This is a genomic window from Euzebya tangerina, from assembly GCF_003074135.1.
GTDB classification, from domain to species: Bacteria; Actinomycetota; Nitriliruptoria; order Euzebyales; family Euzebyaceae; genus Euzebya; species Euzebya tangerina.
The window spans coordinates 2844450-2863203 of sequence record NZ_PPDK01000001.1; the positions used below are offsets into that span (position 1 = coordinate 2844450).

At 65.4% G+C, this 18754-nt stretch carries 28 protein-coding genes and 2 tRNA genes; 22 read left to right on the forward strand and 8 right to left on the reverse strand.

Annotated features, from left to right (window positions below):
- Positions 1–410: 410 nt before the first annotated feature.
- Complete coding sequence (mobF, locus tag C1746_RS13150; RefSeq protein ID WP_116715011.1) at positions 411–3551, reverse strand: MobF family relaxase; 3141 nt, start codon at positions 3549–3551, stop codon at positions 411–413.
- A 629-nt stretch (positions 3552–4180) separates the two neighbouring features.
- Positions 4181–4759, reverse strand: a complete 579-nt coding sequence (locus tag C1746_RS13160; protein WP_116715013.1) for a suppressor of fused domain protein — start codon at positions 4757–4759, stop codon at positions 4181–4183.
- Between the two features lie 326 nt (positions 4760–5085).
- Between C1746_RS13160 and C1746_RS13165 the strand changes: the two genes are divergently transcribed.
- Positions 5086–5463, forward strand: coding sequence for a hypothetical protein (locus tag C1746_RS13165; RefSeq protein WP_162867709.1), 378 nt, complete (start codon positions 5086–5088; stop codon positions 5461–5463).
- A gap of 95 nt (positions 5464–5558) precedes the next feature.
- Here C1746_RS13165 and C1746_RS13170 read toward each other — a convergent pair whose 3' ends face one another.
- The 3 genes from C1746_RS13170 to C1746_RS22080 form a co-directional block, all read right to left on the reverse strand.
- Positions 5559–6482: a tyrosine-type recombinase/integrase gene (locus C1746_RS13170; protein WP_205711842.1), complete on the reverse strand. Its 924-nt coding sequence runs from the start codon at positions 6480–6482 to the stop codon at positions 5559–5561.
- Between the two features lie 64 nt (positions 6483–6546).
- Positions 6547–6620, reverse strand: a tRNA-Ile gene (locus C1746_RS13175).
- 24 nt (positions 6621–6644) lie between these two features.
- A complete protein-coding gene (locus tag C1746_RS22080) occupies positions 6645–6821 on the reverse strand; it encodes a hypothetical protein (protein ID WP_162867710.1) in 177 nt (58 codons plus the stop codon).
- A gap of 99 nt (positions 6822–6920) precedes the next feature.
- On the opposite strand from C1746_RS22080, the gene C1746_RS13180 reads away from it, so the two are divergent.
- Together C1746_RS13180 and C1746_RS13185 are read left to right on the forward strand one after the other, a co-directional pair.
- A complete protein-coding gene (locus C1746_RS13180; RefSeq protein WP_116715015.1) occupies positions 6921–7181 on the forward strand; it encodes a hypothetical protein in 261 nt (86 codons plus the stop codon).
- Between the two features lie 82 nt (positions 7182–7263).
- Positions 7264–7334, forward strand: a tRNA-Cys gene (locus C1746_RS13185).
- Between the two features lie 113 nt (positions 7335–7447).
- Here C1746_RS13185 and C1746_RS13190 read toward each other — a convergent pair.
- Positions 7448–8566, reverse strand: a complete 1119-nt coding sequence (locus C1746_RS13190; RefSeq protein ID WP_116715016.1) for a tyrosine-type recombinase/integrase — start codon at positions 8564–8566, stop codon at positions 7448–7450.
- 147 nt (positions 8567–8713) lie between these two features.
- Between C1746_RS13190 and C1746_RS13195 the strand changes: the two genes are divergently transcribed.
- The 7 genes from C1746_RS13195 to C1746_RS13220 all read left to right on the forward strand — a co-directional run bounded on the left by C1746_RS13195 (position 8714) and on the right by C1746_RS13220 (position 13358).
- The gene (locus C1746_RS13195) at positions 8714–8920 is read left to right on the forward strand and encodes a helix-turn-helix transcriptional regulator (protein WP_116715017.1); all 207 of its coding nucleotides are present in this window, start codon (positions 8714–8716) and stop codon (positions 8918–8920) included.
- Positions 8917–9387 carry a hypothetical protein gene (locus C1746_RS13200; protein WP_116715018.1) on the forward strand — a complete coding sequence of 157 codons (471 nt, stop codon included), beginning with the start codon at positions 8917–8919 and terminating at the stop codon, positions 9385–9387. The genes C1746_RS13195 and C1746_RS13200 overlap by 4 nt, the downstream gene beginning before the upstream one ends.
- Positions 9388–10263: 876 nt before the next feature.
- The gene (locus C1746_RS13205) at positions 10264–11844 is read left to right on the forward strand and encodes a hypothetical protein (protein WP_116715019.1); all 1581 of its coding nucleotides are present in this window, start codon (positions 10264–10266) and stop codon (positions 11842–11844) included.
- A 194-nt stretch (positions 11845–12038) separates the two neighbouring features.
- Positions 12039–12209, forward strand: coding sequence for a zinc finger domain-containing protein (locus C1746_RS23220; RefSeq protein WP_420810995.1), 171 nt, complete (start codon positions 12039–12041; stop codon positions 12207–12209).
- Between the two features lie 44 nt (positions 12210–12253).
- On the forward strand, positions 12254–12454 hold the full coding sequence (locus tag C1746_RS13210; RefSeq protein ID WP_116715020.1) for a hypothetical protein: 201 nt from the start codon (positions 12254–12256) through the stop codon (positions 12452–12454).
- Positions 12451–12762, forward strand: coding sequence for a hypothetical protein (locus C1746_RS13215; RefSeq protein ID WP_116715021.1), 312 nt, complete (start codon positions 12451–12453; stop codon positions 12760–12762). Before C1746_RS13210 ends, C1746_RS13215 begins: the two co-directional genes overlap by 4 nt.
- Complete coding sequence (locus tag C1746_RS13220; protein ID WP_116715022.1) at positions 12759–13358, forward strand: hypothetical protein; 600 nt, start codon at positions 12759–12761, stop codon at positions 13356–13358. Before C1746_RS13215 ends, C1746_RS13220 begins: the two co-directional genes overlap by 4 nt.
- 74 nt (positions 13359–13432) lie before the next feature.
- Here the strand turns inward: C1746_RS13220 and C1746_RS13225 are convergent, their stop codons facing one another.
- Positions 13433–13663 (reverse strand): hypothetical protein, encoded by a 231-nt coding sequence (locus C1746_RS13225; RefSeq protein ID WP_162867711.1) that lies wholly within the window; start codon positions 13661–13663, stop codon positions 13433–13435.
- A gap of 245 nt (positions 13664–13908) precedes the next feature.
- Here C1746_RS13225 and C1746_RS13230 point away from each other — a divergent pair, with 245 nt between their 5' ends.
- The 11 genes from C1746_RS13230 to C1746_RS13270 all read left to right on the forward strand — a co-directional run bounded on the left by C1746_RS13230 (position 13909) and on the right by C1746_RS13270 (position 18106).
- Entirely contained in the window at positions 13909–14196 is a 288-nt protein-coding gene (locus tag C1746_RS13230; protein ID WP_116715024.1) for a hypothetical protein, read from the forward strand.
- A 141-nt stretch (positions 14197–14337) separates the two neighbouring features.
- Entirely contained in the window at positions 14338–15027 is a 690-nt protein-coding gene (locus tag C1746_RS13235; protein ID WP_276309980.1) for a peptidoglycan recognition protein family protein, read from the forward strand.
- Between the two features lie 2 nt (positions 15028–15029).
- Entirely contained in the window at positions 15030–15425 is a 396-nt protein-coding gene (locus tag C1746_RS13240; protein WP_116715026.1) for a hypothetical protein, read from the forward strand.
- Entirely contained in the window at positions 15415–15681 is a 267-nt protein-coding gene (locus C1746_RS13245) for a hypothetical protein (RefSeq protein WP_116715027.1), read from the forward strand. Before C1746_RS13240 ends, C1746_RS13245 begins: the two co-directional genes overlap by 11 nt.
- Positions 15678–15944: a hypothetical protein gene (locus tag C1746_RS13250; RefSeq protein WP_116715028.1), complete on the forward strand. Its 267-nt coding sequence runs from the start codon at positions 15678–15680 to the stop codon at positions 15942–15944. Before C1746_RS13245 ends, C1746_RS13250 begins: the two co-directional genes overlap by 4 nt.
- A complete protein-coding gene (locus C1746_RS13255; protein ID WP_116715029.1) occupies positions 15941–16291 on the forward strand; it encodes a hypothetical protein in 351 nt (116 codons plus the stop codon). The genes C1746_RS13250 and C1746_RS13255 overlap by 4 nt, the downstream gene beginning before the upstream one ends.
- 65 nt (positions 16292–16356) lie before the next feature.
- Entirely contained in the window at positions 16357–16725 is a 369-nt protein-coding gene (locus C1746_RS13260; RefSeq protein ID WP_116715030.1) for a hypothetical protein, read from the forward strand.
- A 287-nt stretch (positions 16726–17012) separates the two neighbouring features.
- Positions 17013–17234 (forward strand): hypothetical protein, encoded by a 222-nt coding sequence (locus C1746_RS13265; RefSeq protein WP_162867713.1) that lies wholly within the window; start codon positions 17013–17015, stop codon positions 17232–17234.
- Positions 17231–17386, forward strand: coding sequence for a hypothetical protein (locus C1746_RS22085; RefSeq protein ID WP_162867714.1), 156 nt, complete (start codon positions 17231–17233; stop codon positions 17384–17386). The genes C1746_RS13265 and C1746_RS22085 overlap by 4 nt, the downstream gene beginning before the upstream one ends.
- A gap of 30 nt (positions 17387–17416) precedes the next feature.
- Positions 17417–17572, forward strand: a complete 156-nt coding sequence (locus C1746_RS22090; RefSeq protein WP_162867715.1) for a hypothetical protein — start codon at positions 17417–17419, stop codon at positions 17570–17572.
- Between the two features lie 219 nt (positions 17573–17791).
- Positions 17792–18106, forward strand: coding sequence for a hypothetical protein (locus C1746_RS13270; protein WP_162867716.1), 315 nt, complete (start codon positions 17792–17794; stop codon positions 18104–18106).
- Here the strand turns inward: C1746_RS13270 and C1746_RS13275 are convergent.
- Complete coding sequence (locus C1746_RS13275; protein WP_116715033.1) at positions 18103–18417, reverse strand: hypothetical protein; 315 nt, start codon at positions 18415–18417, stop codon at positions 18103–18105. The genes C1746_RS13270 and C1746_RS13275 overlap by 4 nt on opposite strands.
- Positions 18418–18570: 153 nt before the next feature.
- Here C1746_RS13275 and C1746_RS13280 point away from each other — a divergent pair, with 153 nt between their 5' ends.
- Positions 18571–18741 carry a hypothetical protein gene (locus C1746_RS13280; RefSeq protein ID WP_162867717.1) on the forward strand — a complete coding sequence of 57 codons (171 nt, stop codon included), beginning with the start codon at positions 18571–18573 and terminating at the stop codon, positions 18739–18741.
- Positions 18742–18754: the final 13 nt, after the last annotated feature.

An 18754-nucleotide genomic window follows, 5' to 3' on the forward strand; every position in this document is an offset into this window, starting at 1 on the left:
TGCCAAGTTCTCTGCTGACGACGAATCGTTGCGACTGTCGGCGAGCAGTGAACCGCCCCGAGAGAGCGTGAGGCCGCTCGATCAGTCGGATATTGCCAACTCCAACCTGCTTCGTCAGCGAGGCAGTTTGCTACGACCTCCGAAGGCAACAGATTTCGTCACCGTCTGGGTACATCCGCTCGACTGACGTCTCGTGATCGGTAGGGAGGACGGCCGCGGGTTCCCTGCTGTTGCGCCTGCCAGACCGCCGTCTGAGCAGCGACGAAGTGGTCGTGCTGCGGTTGACCGCGGGTGGAAGGGCCGAGAGGCCGGTCACCAGTGATGCCGTACAGGTCGCGATAGGCGACGGCAGTCCCAACCTGCTGCAGCCAGGTGCGGCGGGCCGCGCTGTCTGGCGGTGGCTGGCTGAGTTATCTGATCCACGGCTCGTGTCGACCGAGTGCGACGATCGCCTGATCGGTGACCTGCTGTTCGATGAGTTCGGCCCGGTCATCCAGCGCGGTACGTAGGTCGAGATCGGCAACCCGATAGGCCTTGGGGATGAGCCCTGCGATCGCAGCGCCTGTCCTGACTTTCTTGTGGGCAGTCATCGTGTGGACGCGGTGGTGCAGGACTGCGGCGATGTCACGGGAGTCATTTAGATGGTCGGCCTCGATCGCCGCGGGGAGTAGTTGCTCGGCCGGGTAGCCAGCGGCCTCTGCCCGTCGCAGCGCGGCACCGAGCGGTCCGAAGGCACCGGAGGACATCACCTGGTCGAGTTGACCGTCGGTGAGCCCGCTGGCGCGTAGGGCGGCTTCCCAGCGGGGTTGTTGGGCGAGGGCGGCGATGGTGTCGTACTCCGCCGCCAGTTGAGCGATGGAGACGACCCTGTCCTGCTCGACTCGGAGCCGGTCGTGGACGGACGGCTCGACCCCGGCTCGCCCGAGGATGCCGGTGAGCAATTGCCGGGTACCAGCTGGCTGCTGGTCCTGGTGGCGTTCACCTTCAGGCTGGTCCGTTGCGACATATGCGCGGTTGGTGTGTCGACCGCGGGTCATCGCCACGTAGAGGCTCTGGCGGGTCATCCCTGGGGTGGTGATGGTGTGGGCGGTGTCTACGGTTGCGCCTTGGGCTCGGTGGATGGTGGTGGCGTAGCCCAGCTCGAGGTGCTCGGCGACGTACGCGGCGGGCAGGGTGATGGTGCCGTTGCTGGTGTGGCGTCGGAGGGTGAGGCTGCCGTCCTCGTGTGCGGTGGTGATAGTCCAGCGGTCGCCGTTGCGCACCCACCCCGGCCCGGTCGACAGCCGCCGGTCGTTCCGCCGGGTCACCACCACATCCCCGGTCGAGGCGTAGGTGTGGTCGTGGAGTCGGACCTGGATGCGGGTGTCGACCTCGCCGGCGGCGATCCGATCGGTCCGTGCCCGGCTGTTGAGCTGGGTGACGGTGTCGCGGGTCGGGGCGATGAGCAGGCTGTCCAACCCGCTGGCGAGGTCGGCCTGCCAGCCGGCGTAGGCGGCGTCGAGCATCGCCTCGCTATCACCACCGTCGATGCGGCCGTGCTTGTCGTAGGTGTCGATGGATGTTGTGTCGCCGTCGCGGAGGGCGAGGCTGGCGTCGGCCTCCCAGGCGTTGGTGAAGCGGCGGACGTCGGTGAGGGTTGGTGTGTCGTGGCGGGAGCGGGCGATGAGCGCGAAGGCGCCACCGGCATCGACGGCGCCGAGCTGAGCCGGATCGCCCACCAGCAGCACCTTGGCGCCGGCCTGTCGGGCGTGGTCGGCGATGGCGTCGAGGGTTCGTGTGCCCGCGAGCGACGCTTCGTCGACGATAACCAGCTGTCCGGCCCGTAGGCTCGCGTTGCCGTTGTCATAGTCATGGAGCCACTTGGCGGTGTTCTCCGTTCCGATGCCGAGGTCTCGGGCGAGGACGGCCGCTGCGGCGGCGGAGGGGGCGAGCCCTATGGCCGAACCTTGACCATGCGTGTGTTCCCAGACAGCTCGGAGGCTGGCCATGGTGGTGGTCTTGCCCGTCCCGGCCGGACCCACCAGCACGTCCACCACTCGACCCGACCCCACGATCGCTCGGACCGCATCCGCCTGATCCGCCCCCAGCGGGTGATCACCGGCCGGGATGTGGTCGACCAGCACCGGTGGGACCGTCGGACCGGACCGGTCCCCCGCAAGTTCGAGCAGTCGGGCTTCGGCGTTCAGCAGGTCGTGGGAGGTGTACACGGTGGAGTTGGCTGGCTGGAACACCGAGGTGCCATCCGCTCTCCGGAACACCTCGGGCACCGGCGCCACCTCGGGTGGGGTGAGCCGGACCGACCGCTGCTCAGCCGCAGCCACCACCTGCCGGATCGCGTCGGCGCGTGCCTCGGGGGTGGGGAAGCGGATGCCAGCGGTCTGCCGTGACGCATCGGCGTGCAGGTTCGAGTACCGCCACGTCGACCTCCGCTCACCCACCACCGCCACGACCCGATCAGCCAGCCACCCCACACGCTCCACCGACAACCCGCCGGACGGCATCGACAGACGGCGGTTCAGGATCTGGCCGGTCCAGTTGGGTCTGACGCCGAGCGGCTCTGCCCGGTCGCGCCACTCGGCGGTGAGGTCAGCCAGCGACCGCACGGTCTTGTCCGGGCGGGTGGCCAGTGTGGCCTGCTGCCGCAGCTCGATAACCACCCTCGCGGATGGTTGCCGGCCGTGGTTGGCGACGTAGTCGGCGATCAGCCGCTGGACTTCGGTCTCGATCGCCCCAGCACGGGTCGAGAACGCCTCGATCAGGGCGTCGTCGACCCCGGTGATCTCCCACGCGGGGTTGCGATCCCGCCCTCGGTCCCGTTGCTCCCACTCGATGCCGAGGGTGGTGGTGAGTCGGTCGGCCAGGATGGTGTTGTAGTACTCCGAGATCGCCACCACTGACCCGTGCACCGGCCGCGAATCCAACGCCCGCCACCGCCCATCCATGCTGGTGCGGACCTTGTTGGAGACCACCACATGGGTGTGCAGCTGCGGATCCACGGCACGGGAGTCCCAGTGCTCAAACCCCGCCGCCGCCACACCGTCGACCTCGACCTGGGCCACCGCACCATCACCCGCTGAGACACCGGTCCGGGTGGCGGCGACCTCGGCCTCGAACAGCCGCAGCGTGTCCGCCACTGCGGCCCGGTGCGCCTCGAGGACCTGGTCGCGGGTGTCGGGGTCGGCCAGCGCCCACAGGACCGACACGCTCTTGGGCACCGAGAACGTCAGATCAAACCCCGCCACGGCGGTCCGACCCGACCTGGGCTCGTACTGCGGGTAGGCACGACCCAGCGCCTGGCCGGTGATCGGATCGCAGCCCTCACCGAGCAGCAGTCGCAGCTGGGACTCCTCCACCACATCACCGGGTGCGATCCAGCCGTCCCCGAGCGCGGCGACGCCGCTGCCGAGCCAGTAACCCGGCGGCGTCCCCGCCGTGGTGTAGTACTCCACCATCGACCGCCCCGCCGGCCGATCCCCGTCCACCACCGCCACAGAGGAGAGCAGGTACTTGTAGCCCTCGCCAGCCGACATCACCCGCATCGACACCGTCACCCAACCACGCCCAATCCTCGTCTGCCAGATGTGTGAACTGGTATGACGGGGGAGGAGCAGGGCTTGTGTCAGGAATCTTTCGGGGGAGGGTCTGAGGACGCGTGAGGTTGCTGGAGCGCAGATACGCGGTGGGTGGGGCGAGCAGGAGGTGGACGGCGCGGGCTGTCGATGGTGGATCTGGGAGGTGGGCTGGCTTGGTCAGCAGCGAACTTCTTGGCACAAGGGGCCGTCGTCGTCCGTCAGACCTGCCATCCGCGACACCAGGAGGATGCAGATGAACAGAGCTGTCGAGCCGACAGGCCGGACGCGAGCATGAGTCTCACGCCGGCTCAACGATCCTTGCGGGCGAAAGTCGCCGCGCACGCCCTACACGCAAGTGTCGACAGCCGGTCGCACACCAAGCGCGCCCGGTCCGCCTTCCTGCGACGCTTTGAAGAGCAAGTTGATCCAGATCGGGTGCTCTCTGAGGATGAGCGTCGTAGGCGCGCCCATCAGGCGCTGCGGTCGCACATGACGAGTCTCGCTCTGAAGTCCGCGATCGCTCGGTCTCGGCGCTCCTAAGCTTGCGGCGCGCCGCCTCGCCTCACCGAGCCAAACACCGTGCCCCATTTCATGCTCAGGTCAATGGGTCAGCTGTCCCGTGGATGCTCCGGATCATCGAAGACCGGCCACCGCCAGACATCGATCATGTCGGCTTGGGCCTCCATGAGTCGATCCTCGAAGTGCTCCCACCCCTGCTGGCGGATTGCCTCGTACTCGACCCTCGTGACCAGGAGCAGCCAGACAAGTGCAACGTCCCCATAGGCTGCGAACTCATCGGGCAGGTACACGGGGATCGCGGCGTACATCGCCTGCATGAGCGAGATGCCGTCCTTGAACAGGTCGCCATACGGGCCCAGGGTGTCTCCTCGGAGGAGGGGCTGATCCCTCGAGAGCACCTCCATGCCCGCCTGCTGGAGGAAGCCAGGTATGGGCCCGGGCCGGAACACGTCGGGCACCATCATGATGAACTCGTGGCGGATGGGGCGATCCATGTCGGAGGGCAAGGGGAACTCGCTGAGGCCGAGTGTTGAGAAGATCGCCGTGTCGACGATCTTCCCCGGCTCGTGCATCGCCACGCCGAACGGCAGCTTGGTGCCGTCCCGGGTGTGATGCCAGCCCTTAGTGATGGGGCCCAAGAACTCCTCTAGGTGATCAACTAGCGTCATCAGACTCCTCGAGGAAGGTCGCGGTTGCCGCCGAACGGCTATCAAGTATTGCCTGCACTTCCATTGCACCGGCAGCACTCCAGCAGCAAGCGAACCGTGCTGACCACAACAACTATCTCGGAGGGAGTTCAGCCGAAGATGTGAGCGGACATCCACTCAGGTATGACTTGGTCGACCTTGAAGAACCGGGTCGAACACACATGCGGAATTCACTCAGCGGAGGCGGCCATTTGAGTAGGCAACTTCTCGAGCGGCCTCGCTTAGGTCACAGTCGTGCATTCACGTTAGGACCGCCAGACGTCAAGGCCAAACTTCAATCCGATTTCTTGTCAGGCGGAACAGGTCTCTCCTCCCGAATTCCAAGCTGGCTGCTCGATCTGATCGAAGGCCGACGATCGGCTTGGCTATACGCAGAAGATGAGATGGCCCGAGTCGGCGACAGCTCGCTCAAGGACGGCGAAGACTGGTTCTTCGCGGTCGACCGAGTCATTCACTTCGCCGCCAGTACCGGTACGAGGGCGACGACTCGAGATCAGCTCTGGCGGGCGAACGCGATCTACCAGCTGAACGCGTGCGTTTCGCATGCTCCTCCTCCGTCGGGCAAGGTCGGCAGTCGGCCTGAGCTTGAAGAGATCGCAGCCCAAGCGGCGCTCGTCATCGTTCGCGCGTGGGATGGAGAGGGCTTCGTCGTTGCCGAGCTCTAGTCGCCGGTTCACGGAGTTCCCGACTGACCTCGCGTCGCGGCAGGATGATGTCCTCGTGGTGATCACGCCAGCCTCCATCACCAACGGAGGAGTGTCTAGAGCGCGTCGCCCGGGGCGATGTTCCGGTAGCGCTCTCTCGCACGGGAGTCCGCGACCGAGGCACCGTAGCGGTTCAGCATGTCGCGGGACCGCCACCCGGCCAAACGCATGAGCGAGTCGTCATCAAGGCCCTGTCGGCGCATCGAGCCCGCGAAGGTGTGGCGGAACTGGTGGGGATGGACGTGGCCGATGCCCGCCTCCTCGGAGCGGCGACGGATGACCTGGGCGATCCCGGACTTGGTCATCTGGCCCCGCGAGGACGTGCCGAGCCACAGCCCCCCGCTGTCCGCCTCCGCGTGATCGACCCGGACGCGGAGGTACCGGTCGATGGCGCGGACGGTCTTGCGGCCGAAGGGGCACGCCCGCTCGCGCCCGCCCTTGCCGGTGACCCACACCACCTTGTCCACGTCGAGATCGAGATCCGCGACGCCGATCCCGGCCATCTCCGACAGGCGGATCCCGGTGTCGATGAACAGCCGGATGATCGCGGCGTCCCGCCGCTGGGCGAAGCCCTTGCCCTCGCACACCTTCAGCAGCCGTGCCAGATCCTCGGCGGCGAGCACCGGTACCGGCTGCTCCGGCACCTTGGGCGGCTTGAGCCGCGCCATCACGTCGACGTCGAGCTCGTCCTCCTCGTACGCCCACTTGAAGAACTGCTGCAGCGAGCGGTACCGGTTCGCCACCGTCGCGGGCTTGACCCGGCCCGACTCGTAGGCGAGGTACCCGACGACAGCATCACGGGTGAGCGGATCGACGCCTTCGCGGGCGGCCCACTCTCCGAGGTAGCGCACCGCCATCCCGTACAGCTCAATGGTCCGCTCGGTCCTGGTCGAGGCCCGCAGATGGCGTCCGAAGGACGTCGTGAGGGCCTCCAGACGGGGGTCTGGGAGTCGCCTGCTCGCATCGTGTTTGTTGCTCACAGAGCGGTATGCTCCGCGTCCGATCTGGCGAAGTCAAGCGTTTGTGCAGGTCGGAGGGTGTTTGTGGGCCGGGCGGGGCTCGAACCCGCGACCAAGCGATTATGAGTCGCCTGCTCTGACCAACTGAGCTACCGGCCCCTGCAGGCACGGGAGCCTACGTGGTCAGTGTGTGACGCTCAGGACCGGGGCCAGGTCGGAGTCGGTGGACTCGCTTGATCGATCGTGCGCGAGGATGGCCAGTACGGCGTCCACGCCGGCCTCGTAGGCCGTGGGGTCGCCGTACAGGTACGCCTTCCGCACCAACTGGTCTCGAAGCGAGTCGAGAGTGCTGTCCTCCATAAGCCAACACGATAAGCAACCTGTGTTACTTGTCTGTTGCCCAGGGGTGAACACTGGCCCTGACTGTTCGGACAGCGGCCAGCAGGGCAGGCTGGAGACATGACACCTGCCAACGCACTGCTCGCGGCCGGCTACGCCGCCGCCGTCCCGACCACCGCGACGCTCCTGCGGATTGCCTGGCGGCGGAACCTGCCCCTCTTCTTGACGCTCGAGGCCGGAACGGCCGCCATCGTCGCTGGCTGGGCCATGAAGGGGGAGTCTCTGCCCGCCTACATGAATGCCGGCTTCGGGCTCGGATTCCTGGCGACGTGGGTGTCCGTCGGTCGGATCAAGGAGAAGCGCGAGGCTGCGGAGCAGTAGCCAGCTCGACCACGCGTTGAAGGTGGCCGAGCGGCGCGGCAGACTCCCCTCCACCCACCAAGACGTCCGACCGATGGACCTCGGCCCGGTGGCCAAGTGGTAAGGCATGCGACTGCAACTCGCTTATCGCCGGTTCGATTCCGGCCCGGGCCTCTCACCAGCACTTTCGCTCCGAATCGGCCGGATCGCCCCCGCTCAGTGCACACACAGTGCACATCAGGGTCGGCAGAGGAGCGCACCAGTGCACATCCCGTGCACGGGGACGGTCATCCGAAGATGCCGTCCACGGCCGCTCGGGTGCTGTCGTCGGAGTCCGGCCACATGTGTCTGTAGGTGTCGAGGGTCTCGCCCGCGGTGGCGTGACCGAGGCGCGCCTGGACCACCTTCACGCTCTCTCCGTGCTGGATGAGCAGGGAGGCGTAGGTATGGCGCAGGTGGTGGAACGTGGCGTCAGGCACGCCTGCAGCGTTCGCGGCCTTCCTCCATGTGGGGGAGAACGTGTTGCGCGCCACTGGTCGACGGCCACCGGTGGTGAACACGAGCGAGACCGACTGCTCGCTCAGCCGATGCGCTGCATCGCGGACAGGCATCTTCTGAGACTCAGGAGAGAAGGCCTCGATGTGCGCCTGTAGCGCCTCGACGGTGGTGCGGGGGAGTGGGATCTCTCGACGTGACGCCTTCCGCTTCGGCGGTCCCAGGAACGGCGGTTCTCCGGCTACCTTCGCGAGCTGGCGGTCGACGGTGAGCACGGGATCGGGACCGAGGTCGAGGCGGTCCATGGTGAGTCCGAACACCTCACCGATCCGTAGCCCCGTTGTGGCAGCGAGCGTCACAGCAGCGCGGTAGTGCTCAGGCATTGCGTCCCTGACCGCCTCCACCTGCGCCACCGTGAGCGGCTCCACGGGCTTCTTGACGACCTCGGGGAGGCGTGTCCCATCGCATGGATTGCTCCGTATCTTCTGATCGCGCACAGCGCTCTTGAAGATCGAGAACGTGATCCCGTGGATCACCGCCACCGTGGAGGGCGCGAGCTGCTCACTGAGTCCCTTCACCCACTTCTGGATGTCGCCTGGCCGGATCCGTCGGAGCTGGCGATCGCCGATAGCTGGGTAGGCGTGACGACGAAGATGGCTTTCGTAGCTCTTCGCTGTGGTGGGACGGATCATCTGCACCTGGCGCCACTCCTCCGCGTACTCGCGGAAGGTGATGGTCCCGGCATCGGGATCGATCCAATCGCCGCGGAGCTTGTCAGCCCGCATCGTGACAACGAACGCCTCCGCGTCCGTCTTGCGCCTGAACTGCTTCGACCGCGACTTGCCCGCTTCGTCTCGGTATCGGACCTGCCAGGGCTTCGCGCTCTCGGGACGCTTGGTGATCGTGGCCACTCGACTGCTCTCCTCTGCTCCAGGGGTGTAGTCAAGTGTATCGACAGTAAGCCCCGTGCACTGTAGCCAGTGCACACCAACGAGAGCTGATGGCGGACGACTAGGGCCAACTTGAAGGGTGCCGCCCCGCTGTCTGTACAGACATCCATGAGCCCAGCAGCATCCGCAGACCGCCTTCTGACCCTCGATGAAGTCGCCAGCTTCCTCGGGATCCCCAAGTCCACCCTGTACGCGTGGCGCTCGATGTCACCGAAGCAGGGTCCCCGAGGGATCAAGGTCGGGAAGTACGTCCGCGTGCGCCAGTCAGAGCTTGATCGCTGGCTGGAGGAGCAGGCTGAGGACGTCGAGGCGTGAGCACCTACGCCGATCTGATGGCAGCCGCGGAACAAGTTCAGCAGATGGTCAAAGACGCCCGCGAGTACACCACCTACTTCGTCGGCACACTCGGGCTTGATGACCATCACGGGCTTGAAGACACCGAGCGGGACTTAGTCAAAGTCGGGGAGACCAAGTCTCGCACTCCCCACAAGCGCCTCATCAGCGCCAGCCGCATGCCGGAGCCGATGCAGCCCGTCCTCATCGCCACGATCAAGCCGTGGCGTGATCACTGGGCGCACGGGATCATCTTGGACACCGATCCTGACGACGATCGGTACTACGCCGCACGCAAGTACGGGCTGGAAACGCCTCACGAGTGGTTCCGTGGGGGAGCGGAGATGAAGATCTTGCACATGGCGCTCACGCTGCAGAAGCAAGGTCTGGTCAAGGTGACCGAGCACAGAATCTCTCTCGAACGCCGGGAACCCCGAGTACCGCGCTAACCCATCGCCCAGTCCGCTGAGCCGCCCGCCGCGGCGTCGAGGATCTCCTGATCGAGGGTCCCGCGCCGCCGCTTCCCCTCACACGACGCACAGAGGCCGTGAGCCCGAAACTCAGTTGATCCGCAGGGGCACACGAACGCCTCACGATTGACGCGGGCAGGACGAAGCGGAGCGTCATCTGGCTGAGGGTCCCGTCCCTGGCGCCGTGCTCGTGCAGCGTGCGCTCCGCACGCGCCCTTAGTCTCCGCTTCGCGGTCGCATGCCACCACCAGGCACCATCGGCTCTGTCGGGATCGAGGGCTCGATGGTCGTGATGGCCGGAGAGACGGGTCTCGGATCGCAGCGATCACGCTGGCGCATCGAGCGATGTCTATTAGGTACCCAGGGTCCTGAGCCATCGCCTCCAAGCCCTCCTCGATCACGCTGCCGAACCTGGCTTGGATCTCGTCGTCAGATAGCTCTTGGTCAGCGGGGTGGCGGGGAGGCATGAAGGCAGACCAGGGTACTGGTGTCCTGCTGCTGGTAGTGGGGTCTCTCTACGTGTCACTCCTACTTAGAACTGTATGGAGTTCACTGGACACTCCCCCCCGAGACGCACGCACGCGAGAGCCTAGGGATAACCGCACTTCTAGCTCTGTAATAGTGACACTTGACTACACACCACCCATGCTGATGACACTTGACTCACTAACTCATCTCCTGCCGAGTTAGCGAAACTCAGCTACGATGCGTCTCACCGCAAAGTTAAGCCCTCGCGATCGTGTGACCGATCCGAGGGCGCGTCGGAGAGGTACCTCCGCAGTGACGAGATTAGCCCAACATCACCAAACCGCCGCCATCGAATGGCAGGTCCCACAGCATCTTACGAGCACCGCTTTGGGCCAGGCGCTCGCCGACCACCTCGCGGTCTGCAACGCCACCCCGTACGGCCGTCAGGACTTCACGCCCGTCCCAGCCGCCGAGATCGCCCGAGCCGAGGAGACGGGCACAGACCGCGAGTGGCGCGTCATGTGCTCCGCCCTCGTCCACGACGGCCGCATCGACGGGCGCCCCATGCTGATGCACGCATGCGGTGAACCGCTTCATCGATGCTACGCCGCAGGCGGATGCGACCAGCAGGAGCCCAATCCCGAGCCTGCTCAGGAGCACCCTGAGCCGCTGGCTGTGCGGCTACGCGCTCTCCAGGCGGCGCTTGATCCGAGCGTCCGCCTCAGCGGCTATCAACGGGTCTTCTTAGCTCTTGTCGCCCTCGATCGAGTGTGGCCTGAGGCTCTTGACGATGTGGAGCGGGTCGAGCGCTTCCTGCACGCCTACCCGATCCTCTCCGATGCCGTGGCCGCCGACGACGATCCGACGGCATCTTGTGAACTATGCCGCGGCGGTCTGGATCCTCGATGCGCCGAGCACCGCGGAGGACGGACCTACCGCCACGTCACGCGAGGGCAGCCGCTGTCTCGGTCTGAGCAGTATCAGCGCACGTGGATCTTCCGGACCACAGAGGCCGTCAGGCATCGCAACGATCACCGACAGGTCCCCGAGGGCGCAGGTCGAGCGATGTTGGAGGACGTGGCGGACGCTGGCGCCCTCAGCTTCACGGCTCTGCTGGTCCTGGCTGCGCTTCTGAGCGAGGTTGACGACCGCGGCCACACCGACCTTCGCGTTACGACCCGCGACCTGGCTCAGGCCATTGGCGTCGGCAGCACGACCGCGATCAGCGCTGCGCTGCTGGAGCTGCACGAGCTGGGCGTCATCTTGCACATGCCGAGCACTCGCTACACCCGAGTGACGGTGAAGATCTCCGACGAGCCCAGGACCGCCGACACGCCGCTTCCGCGAGCTGCTGACGGCTTCCGTGTCGACTACGGCGCCCTCCTGGTCCACGATGCGCTTCACCGCGGCGTGGTGACCACCCAAGCCCAGATCGCCGCGCACTTCGGCCTCTCCCGCGATGTTGCCCGCGCCTATCGTCAGCGCGCCGAGGAGCTGGGCGCCGTCACCGTGACGGGTCGGGGACGCGGGACTCAGATCCAGGCCGAGGACGTGGACCTGATCGCCTTCGTGAGGCCCGCGACAGCCGAGGAGCTGGCGACCGAGGAGCGTCATCAGCGCGAGCGTCAGAAGCACGCTGAGGCGCAGGAAGAGCAAGCCGAGATCTTCATCGATGACCGCCAGGCGAAGCTCCAGGCAAACCGTCGGCACCACTGCTCGGACTGCGGCAGGGCTACCTTCGGTCATCTCGACTCGCATCGCTGCCGAGCACGCCGTCCGAAGCCGACACGCGCTCCCGTACGCCCCCAACCCGCTTGCGCCTGGAACGCGCCCTCGCCAGCAGCTCGACCCACTCCAACACCGGTGTCGTCCGACGCGCCGCCCTGGCGCACACCGGAGCGACTTCGGCAGAGATACGAAGACGCCCAGCTCGACTTCGAGCGCATCTTGTTAGGAGCAGAACCGTGATCTCGATTCTCAATGTCTGTTCGGACTGTGAGCAGACCATCGCTCACGTCAGCACCCGACACGGATGGATCGCTGTCGATGAGATCGAGGGGAACATGGTCCGTCGGCCGGATGGAGCGTTCACAAGAGCATCTTTCGTCACGCCTCACCCGTGTCGAGCTGTGGCCAATCCGATTCCGGATCTTGCCGAGCGAATGTGGCAGACATCGCTTCAGATCGAGTGCCCGATGTGCCACGCGCCAGAAGGTCACAAGTGCGTGAACCTGCGCAATCCAGAGCAGGAGAACCGTTGGCCCCACACTCCTCGCCTGGAGCCTCCTCGTGCGCCTGATGAGGTTCCGTTGGACTGGGCCGACACAATCTGAAGAAAGTTCGAGGGAAGTGACATCTCGCGGCCGATGCCAGGTGTATGAGCAGCACACTGATCCTCCTCGTCCCACTCGTCGTGACCATCTTCTGGCGACTCAGCCCGCGCATCGCCAAATCCCTCGCGAGGCGTCGTCACCCCATCCCGTCGGAGGCCGAGATCGAGGTCGGGGTCCGCGCCATCTGTACGCCAGGACACCCCGCGCACGAGGCGCTCATGCGTGACATCCGGAGCGCATCGTGACCGCCCTGGCCGAAGCCCGCACCCTCCGCGACGACGGCGCCGCTGCTGCGCTGTACGGCACGCTGGCCGAGTGGCGGCTGTGCGCTAAGGAGGAGCTGCAACGTCTGGCTGAGAGCGGCGACACGTTCACGTCCGATGACATGGTCTCATCTGTCGGGCTCCCGCCAGCAGGATCTCCGAACGCCTTGGGAGGACTGTTCGCAGGAGCCTCACGTCAGGGCCTGATCGAGCCTGTTGGCTACCAGCAAAGCCAGCGGAAGGCGCGACACGCGGGAGTCGTGAGGACGTGGCGAGGCCGATCTGAGTGAGCGTCCTCGATCAACTCGAAGAGGCTTGGGACCACGCCGAACGCCTTGACTTCGGATACGGCAGCACAGGGCTTCGCTTCGAGAGGACCAGCTCGTCCGCCAGCTCCTCGACCCCGCGACCATCGGAGTTCAGCGAGGACGTGTGGGCCAGCATCCACCATCTGTGGACCGAGACCGAGCACTTCCATGGCCTGGGCTCTGAGCGCTATCAGATCGGCCCAGATCGGGCAGGAGAGCTGCTCGACGCCCTCAGACCACACGAGTTCGACATAGACGTCCAGCTCGCCGCAGAGACGGCCCTGGCGCTTCTCCCGTCGCTCTTGCTCGAACCCCCCGACGCGCTCCGAGTGGTCCCCGATCTCGTCCGCTGTCCTGGCAGCCCCCATCGTGAGTGCGTGGCCTGGATCTCACCGGGCCAGAAGCGCTGCGAGGACTGCCAGGCACGAGCCGACTGGCTCCGTCACGCTGACCCCGATCAGGACGCCAGCATCTGTCCGAACCCATGGGGGCGCCCGCAGTGCCAGTCCACACCTGAGCACGGTGGGCTCTGCAAGAGCTGCGCCCAGAGCCTGTACAACTCGCGACGGACCGCATGATCATCCCCACTCACCGTGTTAGGATCTGCACCCAGAGGGGAGGAGTGCGTCCGCACACGGCTTCCATCCATCGCCTACCCGGTGAAGACCGCGATCGTCTCGCACACCGCAACAACTGCGCCGAGCGCTAAGGCGGTGTAGCCCGTCCGCCGGGCCAGAGCGTCTTTCGGGAAGCCGTTGGCCATCAGCGTGCCGAGCGATGTCAGCAGCAGCGCGACGACCATCGGACTGAGTTCATCGTCTGTGTAGATCGACAGCAGGGCCACCGCCGCCACGATCACGACGACGCCCAGCACGCTCAGCACGATCGGACGATGCGGCTGACGAGGGCTGGACGACTGCTGCGACATGCCCAGCACCTACCCGGCACGCCAGCCCGACGAACGAAGCGACCGACCCAGAGGCTGAACCTCAGCGCTTCTACGCCATCGATTTCCCCGTCAACGGCCGCGACGAGCACGTCCAGGTCAGAGTCCTCGTAGACGGGCTGTGGTCCGACTGGGCCTCCGTCCGGGTCACCGCTGACTACGTCCTCCCCGCGCTGCCACCGGTGACCGTCACAGCTCAGAACCGGTACCTCGACGTCGCTGCCACCCATCCCACCCCAACCGGCGGGCAGCCCACCGTGTTCGCGATCGACGTCGAGCGTCGGCAGAACACCCGAGGGATCTGGACCGACCTGGCTGGAACCCCTGACAGCGTCGACACCATCGCCGAGAACGCGGACCCCGACGCCACGATCTCGGACTACCGGACCGCCCCACACCGGACCTACGAGTACCGCATCACCGCCTACGGAGACAACGGCACCGCGATCACTACGCCCTGGACCAGCTAGGCCACCACCTCACCCGGCCCCTGTCACGACGACGGGGGCTTCTCCATGCCTGGAGGCTCGATGACCCCCTCAACTGCTCTCACCCTGCCCCAACCTCGCACTCGCCAGGACTGGGGAGCACGACCGACTTCACGATCGAGGATGCGCCTCCCCGCTCGTGGGATCCACGTGCATCACAGCGTGACTGAGGCCTCGGACTATGACCCGGTCCTGGAGCCGACCGACGATCCCAATGGCGACATGCGCACGATCGAGCGGATCGGGATCCAGCGCTTCGGCTACCTCTCATACAGCTATGCCTTCCACCCCTCAGGCGTGGAGCTGGAGGGCATGGGCACCCGGATCGGCGCCCACACCAAGGACTACAACTCCACCTCCTTCGGCTTCGTCCTCATCGGCAACTACGAGATCTATGAGCCGACCGACCCGCAGCTCCGCGCCATGGCCCGCCGCGCCCGCCTGCTGATCGAGGACGGCCTCCTGGTCGAGGACTTCTACCTCCTACCGCACCAGCGACGGAAGGCCACCGCCTGCCCGGGCAAGCACATGGTCTCCCGCCTCGATGACCTGCTCACCATCATCCGCTCACCCCAAGAGGAGCCCAGCGTCATGCCCAACCCCTACCAGCACCTGCTCAAGGTCACCCTCCCCGAGCCACACGGCCGCTGGGGCAAGGGAACCCACTGGTTCCACGTCTCCGGCACCGATGCCGTCCACGTCCGAGGCGTCGGCCTGGCGTACTGCCAGAACGTCCTCAAGCTGCCCGTCATCATCTCCACCGACGGCCCTGGCTTCCTCGACGCCCACGCCCTGGTCTTCGGTACCGCGTAGCCATGAGCCCCGAAGCCGGACGGTGGACCTGGACCTACGTCGCTCTGGCGTTCGCGGGCTACTGGGGCATCCAGGCCATCATCTGGGCTGGTGCGCCACTGGCCGTCCGCGTCGGAGTGCCCATCGCCATCATCACCTACACCACCGCAGCGCTGATCGTCGGCGCCGCAGCACTCCGAGGACGCGCCAACCTCTGGACCGCATGGGTCCTGGCCACACCGCCGCTGGTGCGGACGGTGGTCTGGCTGATCGAGTTCATCCAGACCGGCCAAGGCGGGATCCTCGCCGCCTCCAACTACATCGGTGACGCCGTCGCGGTCCTCGCCGCGTGGCAGATCACCCGAGGACGGCTTGCCCGCTACATCGCCCGAGCCCACGGAGTCCCCGATGGGCGTTGAGTCCGCCGAGGGCTTCCTGACGATCCTCGACACCTTCGGGGTCATCGGCTCCCTCGTGGTTGTGCTGATCCTCATCCTCCTGGGCTACCTCCGCGTCGGCCGCGAGGTCGACAAGATCGAGAAGCGAGCCGAAGCCAACGAGGAGCGCTACGGGCAAGCCATCCGAGACCTCGCTGACTCCGTGGGCGACATGGCCGACACCACCGAGGCCACCCACGACATCGTCAAACGGCTGCAGGAACGAGCACGGCAATGACCACACGCTTCCTCATCGCCCTGGCGGTCCTGACCCTGCTCGTGCTCATCATCTGCACTTGGCGAGCCGTGCAGCGCCGCATGGCCGCGCCCGCCATCGAACCCCCCACCGACCTCCTCACCCGAACCTCAGCCCTGCGCCAGCGGGCACGCCGTCTCCGAGACGAGTCCTTGGAGATCCGAGCCGCCAACCACTTCGTGGAAGCGATCGAGCACGCCCTCTCCGGCTGGCCCGACCCCGACCAGGAGACCCCCCAACCGTGAGCCTCTACCTCGCAGTCATCACCACCCTGCACATCGTCACCATGACCAGCGGAGTCGCCTTCACCGCCATCTACACCGCGACCCGCCACCAGGCCCGACGCATGACGGATCTCCTGCTGGCCGCACCGGCACTGTTCGCCCTGCAGTCGCTGCGCAGCCTCATCCTGATCGTGACGGCCGACGACGAGATCACCTTCACGTGGTCACGAGCTGACATCTGGGGAACGGTCGGCGACGTCACCGCCCTCGTCGTGCAGATCGCCGTGGCGACCGGCTCGGTCCTGTTCCTGGTCGCCATGCTCAAGCTGACCCGCAAGACCCACCCGTTGCGCCGGGTCACGGATTAGAGTCGAAGGTGAAGGAGGCCCTGGGAACGGGGGCTCAACCGACTCACCCGGAAGGGGATTCATCTGTGAACGACATCAAGGTCATGGACGGCTTGAAGTTTGACGTCATGCACACCGACAACGCAGCTCTCATGCACTGCCCGTCGTGTGGCGAGGGGTACACCCACATCACTGGAGTCCACGTGGGCGGACGCCCGAAAGAAGACGGTCCGTTCGAGAACGTGATCGTCGAGGGCTCCAAGGTCAGAGAGCATGTCCCCGCCGGTCTCATGGCGATGCCTGACTGGCCCAACCTTCGGCGGGACTACGTGACGTTGACGGGCTGGTGTGAGATGTGCCACGGCTCGTTTGGCATCTCCTTCATCCAGCACAAGGGCCAGACATTCGTCCAGCCGCTTACCAACTCGTGGAGCGCAGTGAAGCCCGGCAGATAGGCGCTCTGCCTACCACGCCGCGCTACGCTTCCTAGACCGCGGAGCCTGTCCATGGTCCGGCCGGATATCCATACCGGGGTCGGCATATCCGCACAGCAACGCCCCTCACTCCCTTCCGCGGACGAGGGGCGTTGTCGCGTTCTAAGGGCCTCTGAGGCTGTCTCACGTGGGTCAGGACCCTTAGAGCCCTATCGTCGCTCCTGGGGCGCCTGAGAAGCGCTGAGAGGACGTGTCAGCCGACCGACTGCAGGGGTAGGACCGGCGTGCAGTCGATCAGGAGGGCGTACGTGGTCAAGAGCTGGGACGAGATCGAAGCCGACGACCGGCGCAGCAACGCCAAGTGGAACGCGATCATGTGGTCGCTCTCGCTGGTCTTCTGGATCGGCTTCTACGTCTTCGACTCCGACGCGTGGAAGCTGATTCTCCTCGTGCTGAACGCGCTGAGCGTTGTCTACTGGGTCATCGTCTACCGCAAATCCAGCCCGGACCACGGAGAGGGCACATCGTGATCGCCCTTGACGTTGGAATCATCGCGTTCGCTCTTCTGATCTATGGCTTGGAGTGGCGGAAGCGCCGGAAGCGTGGGACACCAATCGACCCAACCGACTACGCCGCCGTTGCCGCAGTCGTGGCTTTCATTGGCTTCGTACTGATCCTCTGACCGTCACAGCCATCTGCCACGATCAGACCCATGAGCAGACCACCACTCGTCGCCCCCTACCTCGCCCGCTGCCCGAGCTGCTGCCGTCCGTTCAAGGGGCGCGTGGATCTCAGGGTCGAGCCACCGAGCGGACGCATGACGTGCCCGTGGTGCCTCGCATCGGTGCTGCTGATCTCCGACGTGTGAGTGGCTGAATAGCTAGAGGGGAGCGTCCTTGAGTGACGGTCACTTCGCAGTCTTCGCAACGGATCCTAGGGTTCGGGCTAGGCGAGAGGGGAGAAGCTGGACTAGCATCTGCTTTCTAAGGATCCGGCTCTTCACGCCGATAAGTGTGAAAGACTCCCCGAATTCGCTGTGATCTTCGCCAGGACTAAGGTCCTGACACCCTGCCCTGGAGGCCCTGTCATGTCTGACCTTCTTGACCGCCCACAGACAACTCCCCCCCACAAGATCGACGCCCTAGCCATGATTGAGGACGTCGAAGCATCTGTCCCACCAGCGTTCAAGGAGCGGTTCCACGACGACATGATGCAGGCTCTAACCGAGAGTGGTCGGCAACAGGACCTCACGATCGTCATCAACGCGGTCTACCACTGGAAGTGGTCGATCGAGGTCCACGCGAACCCGCACTTCCACGCGGCGCTCAGCGAGTTCGGTGATGGCGAAGGTATTGCTGCTGATGCACAGGAGCTGGATATCGACGCCTTCTTCGGGCTCTAGGTCGTCTTCTTGCTGACAGTGAGCGGAACGACGTACGGGTAGTCGACGTAGTAGATCACCGAGAGTTGCAAGTCGTGGCCACTGACCGGGACGTTCCAAACCGTTCGAGGATTCAGCGGGCTCAGCTTGTGGGTGTAGCCAGCGAGTGTCTCCAATGACTGGCGATCAGACAGACACTTGACGATGTCCTTCAGTGTTCGGCCTACGGCCTGTCGCTGGGTTGTGCTGAGCTGAAGGACCGCCATGCTTTGTTCAAGCTGGTTGCTGGTTCCCTTCATGACCTTGTACTGAACGTTGGTGGGCTGCGTCATGGGACTGACCTACTTCTGCGACTTCGTACGGTTGATGCTTGGGCAAGAATCTCAGGATACTGGTGACCCCGGTCATCAAGGCTGAAGCCCCCGTCCCGGGCCTCGCATCGGTGCTGCTGATCTCCGACGTGTGAGCGTGCGATCATGGAGAGCATGACGACATACAAGAAGGTGAGCTGGTTGTGCACCGAGTGCGAGGACAACGAGCCAAGCGAGTACATGCACCACGACGACGCCTTCAGGCAAGCCGAAGCGCACGATCGCGAGCGTCACCGCGGTGAGAAGAAGACCATCCACCGCTACGAGAACGGTGGAGTCGGCTGATCTCCGACCTGTG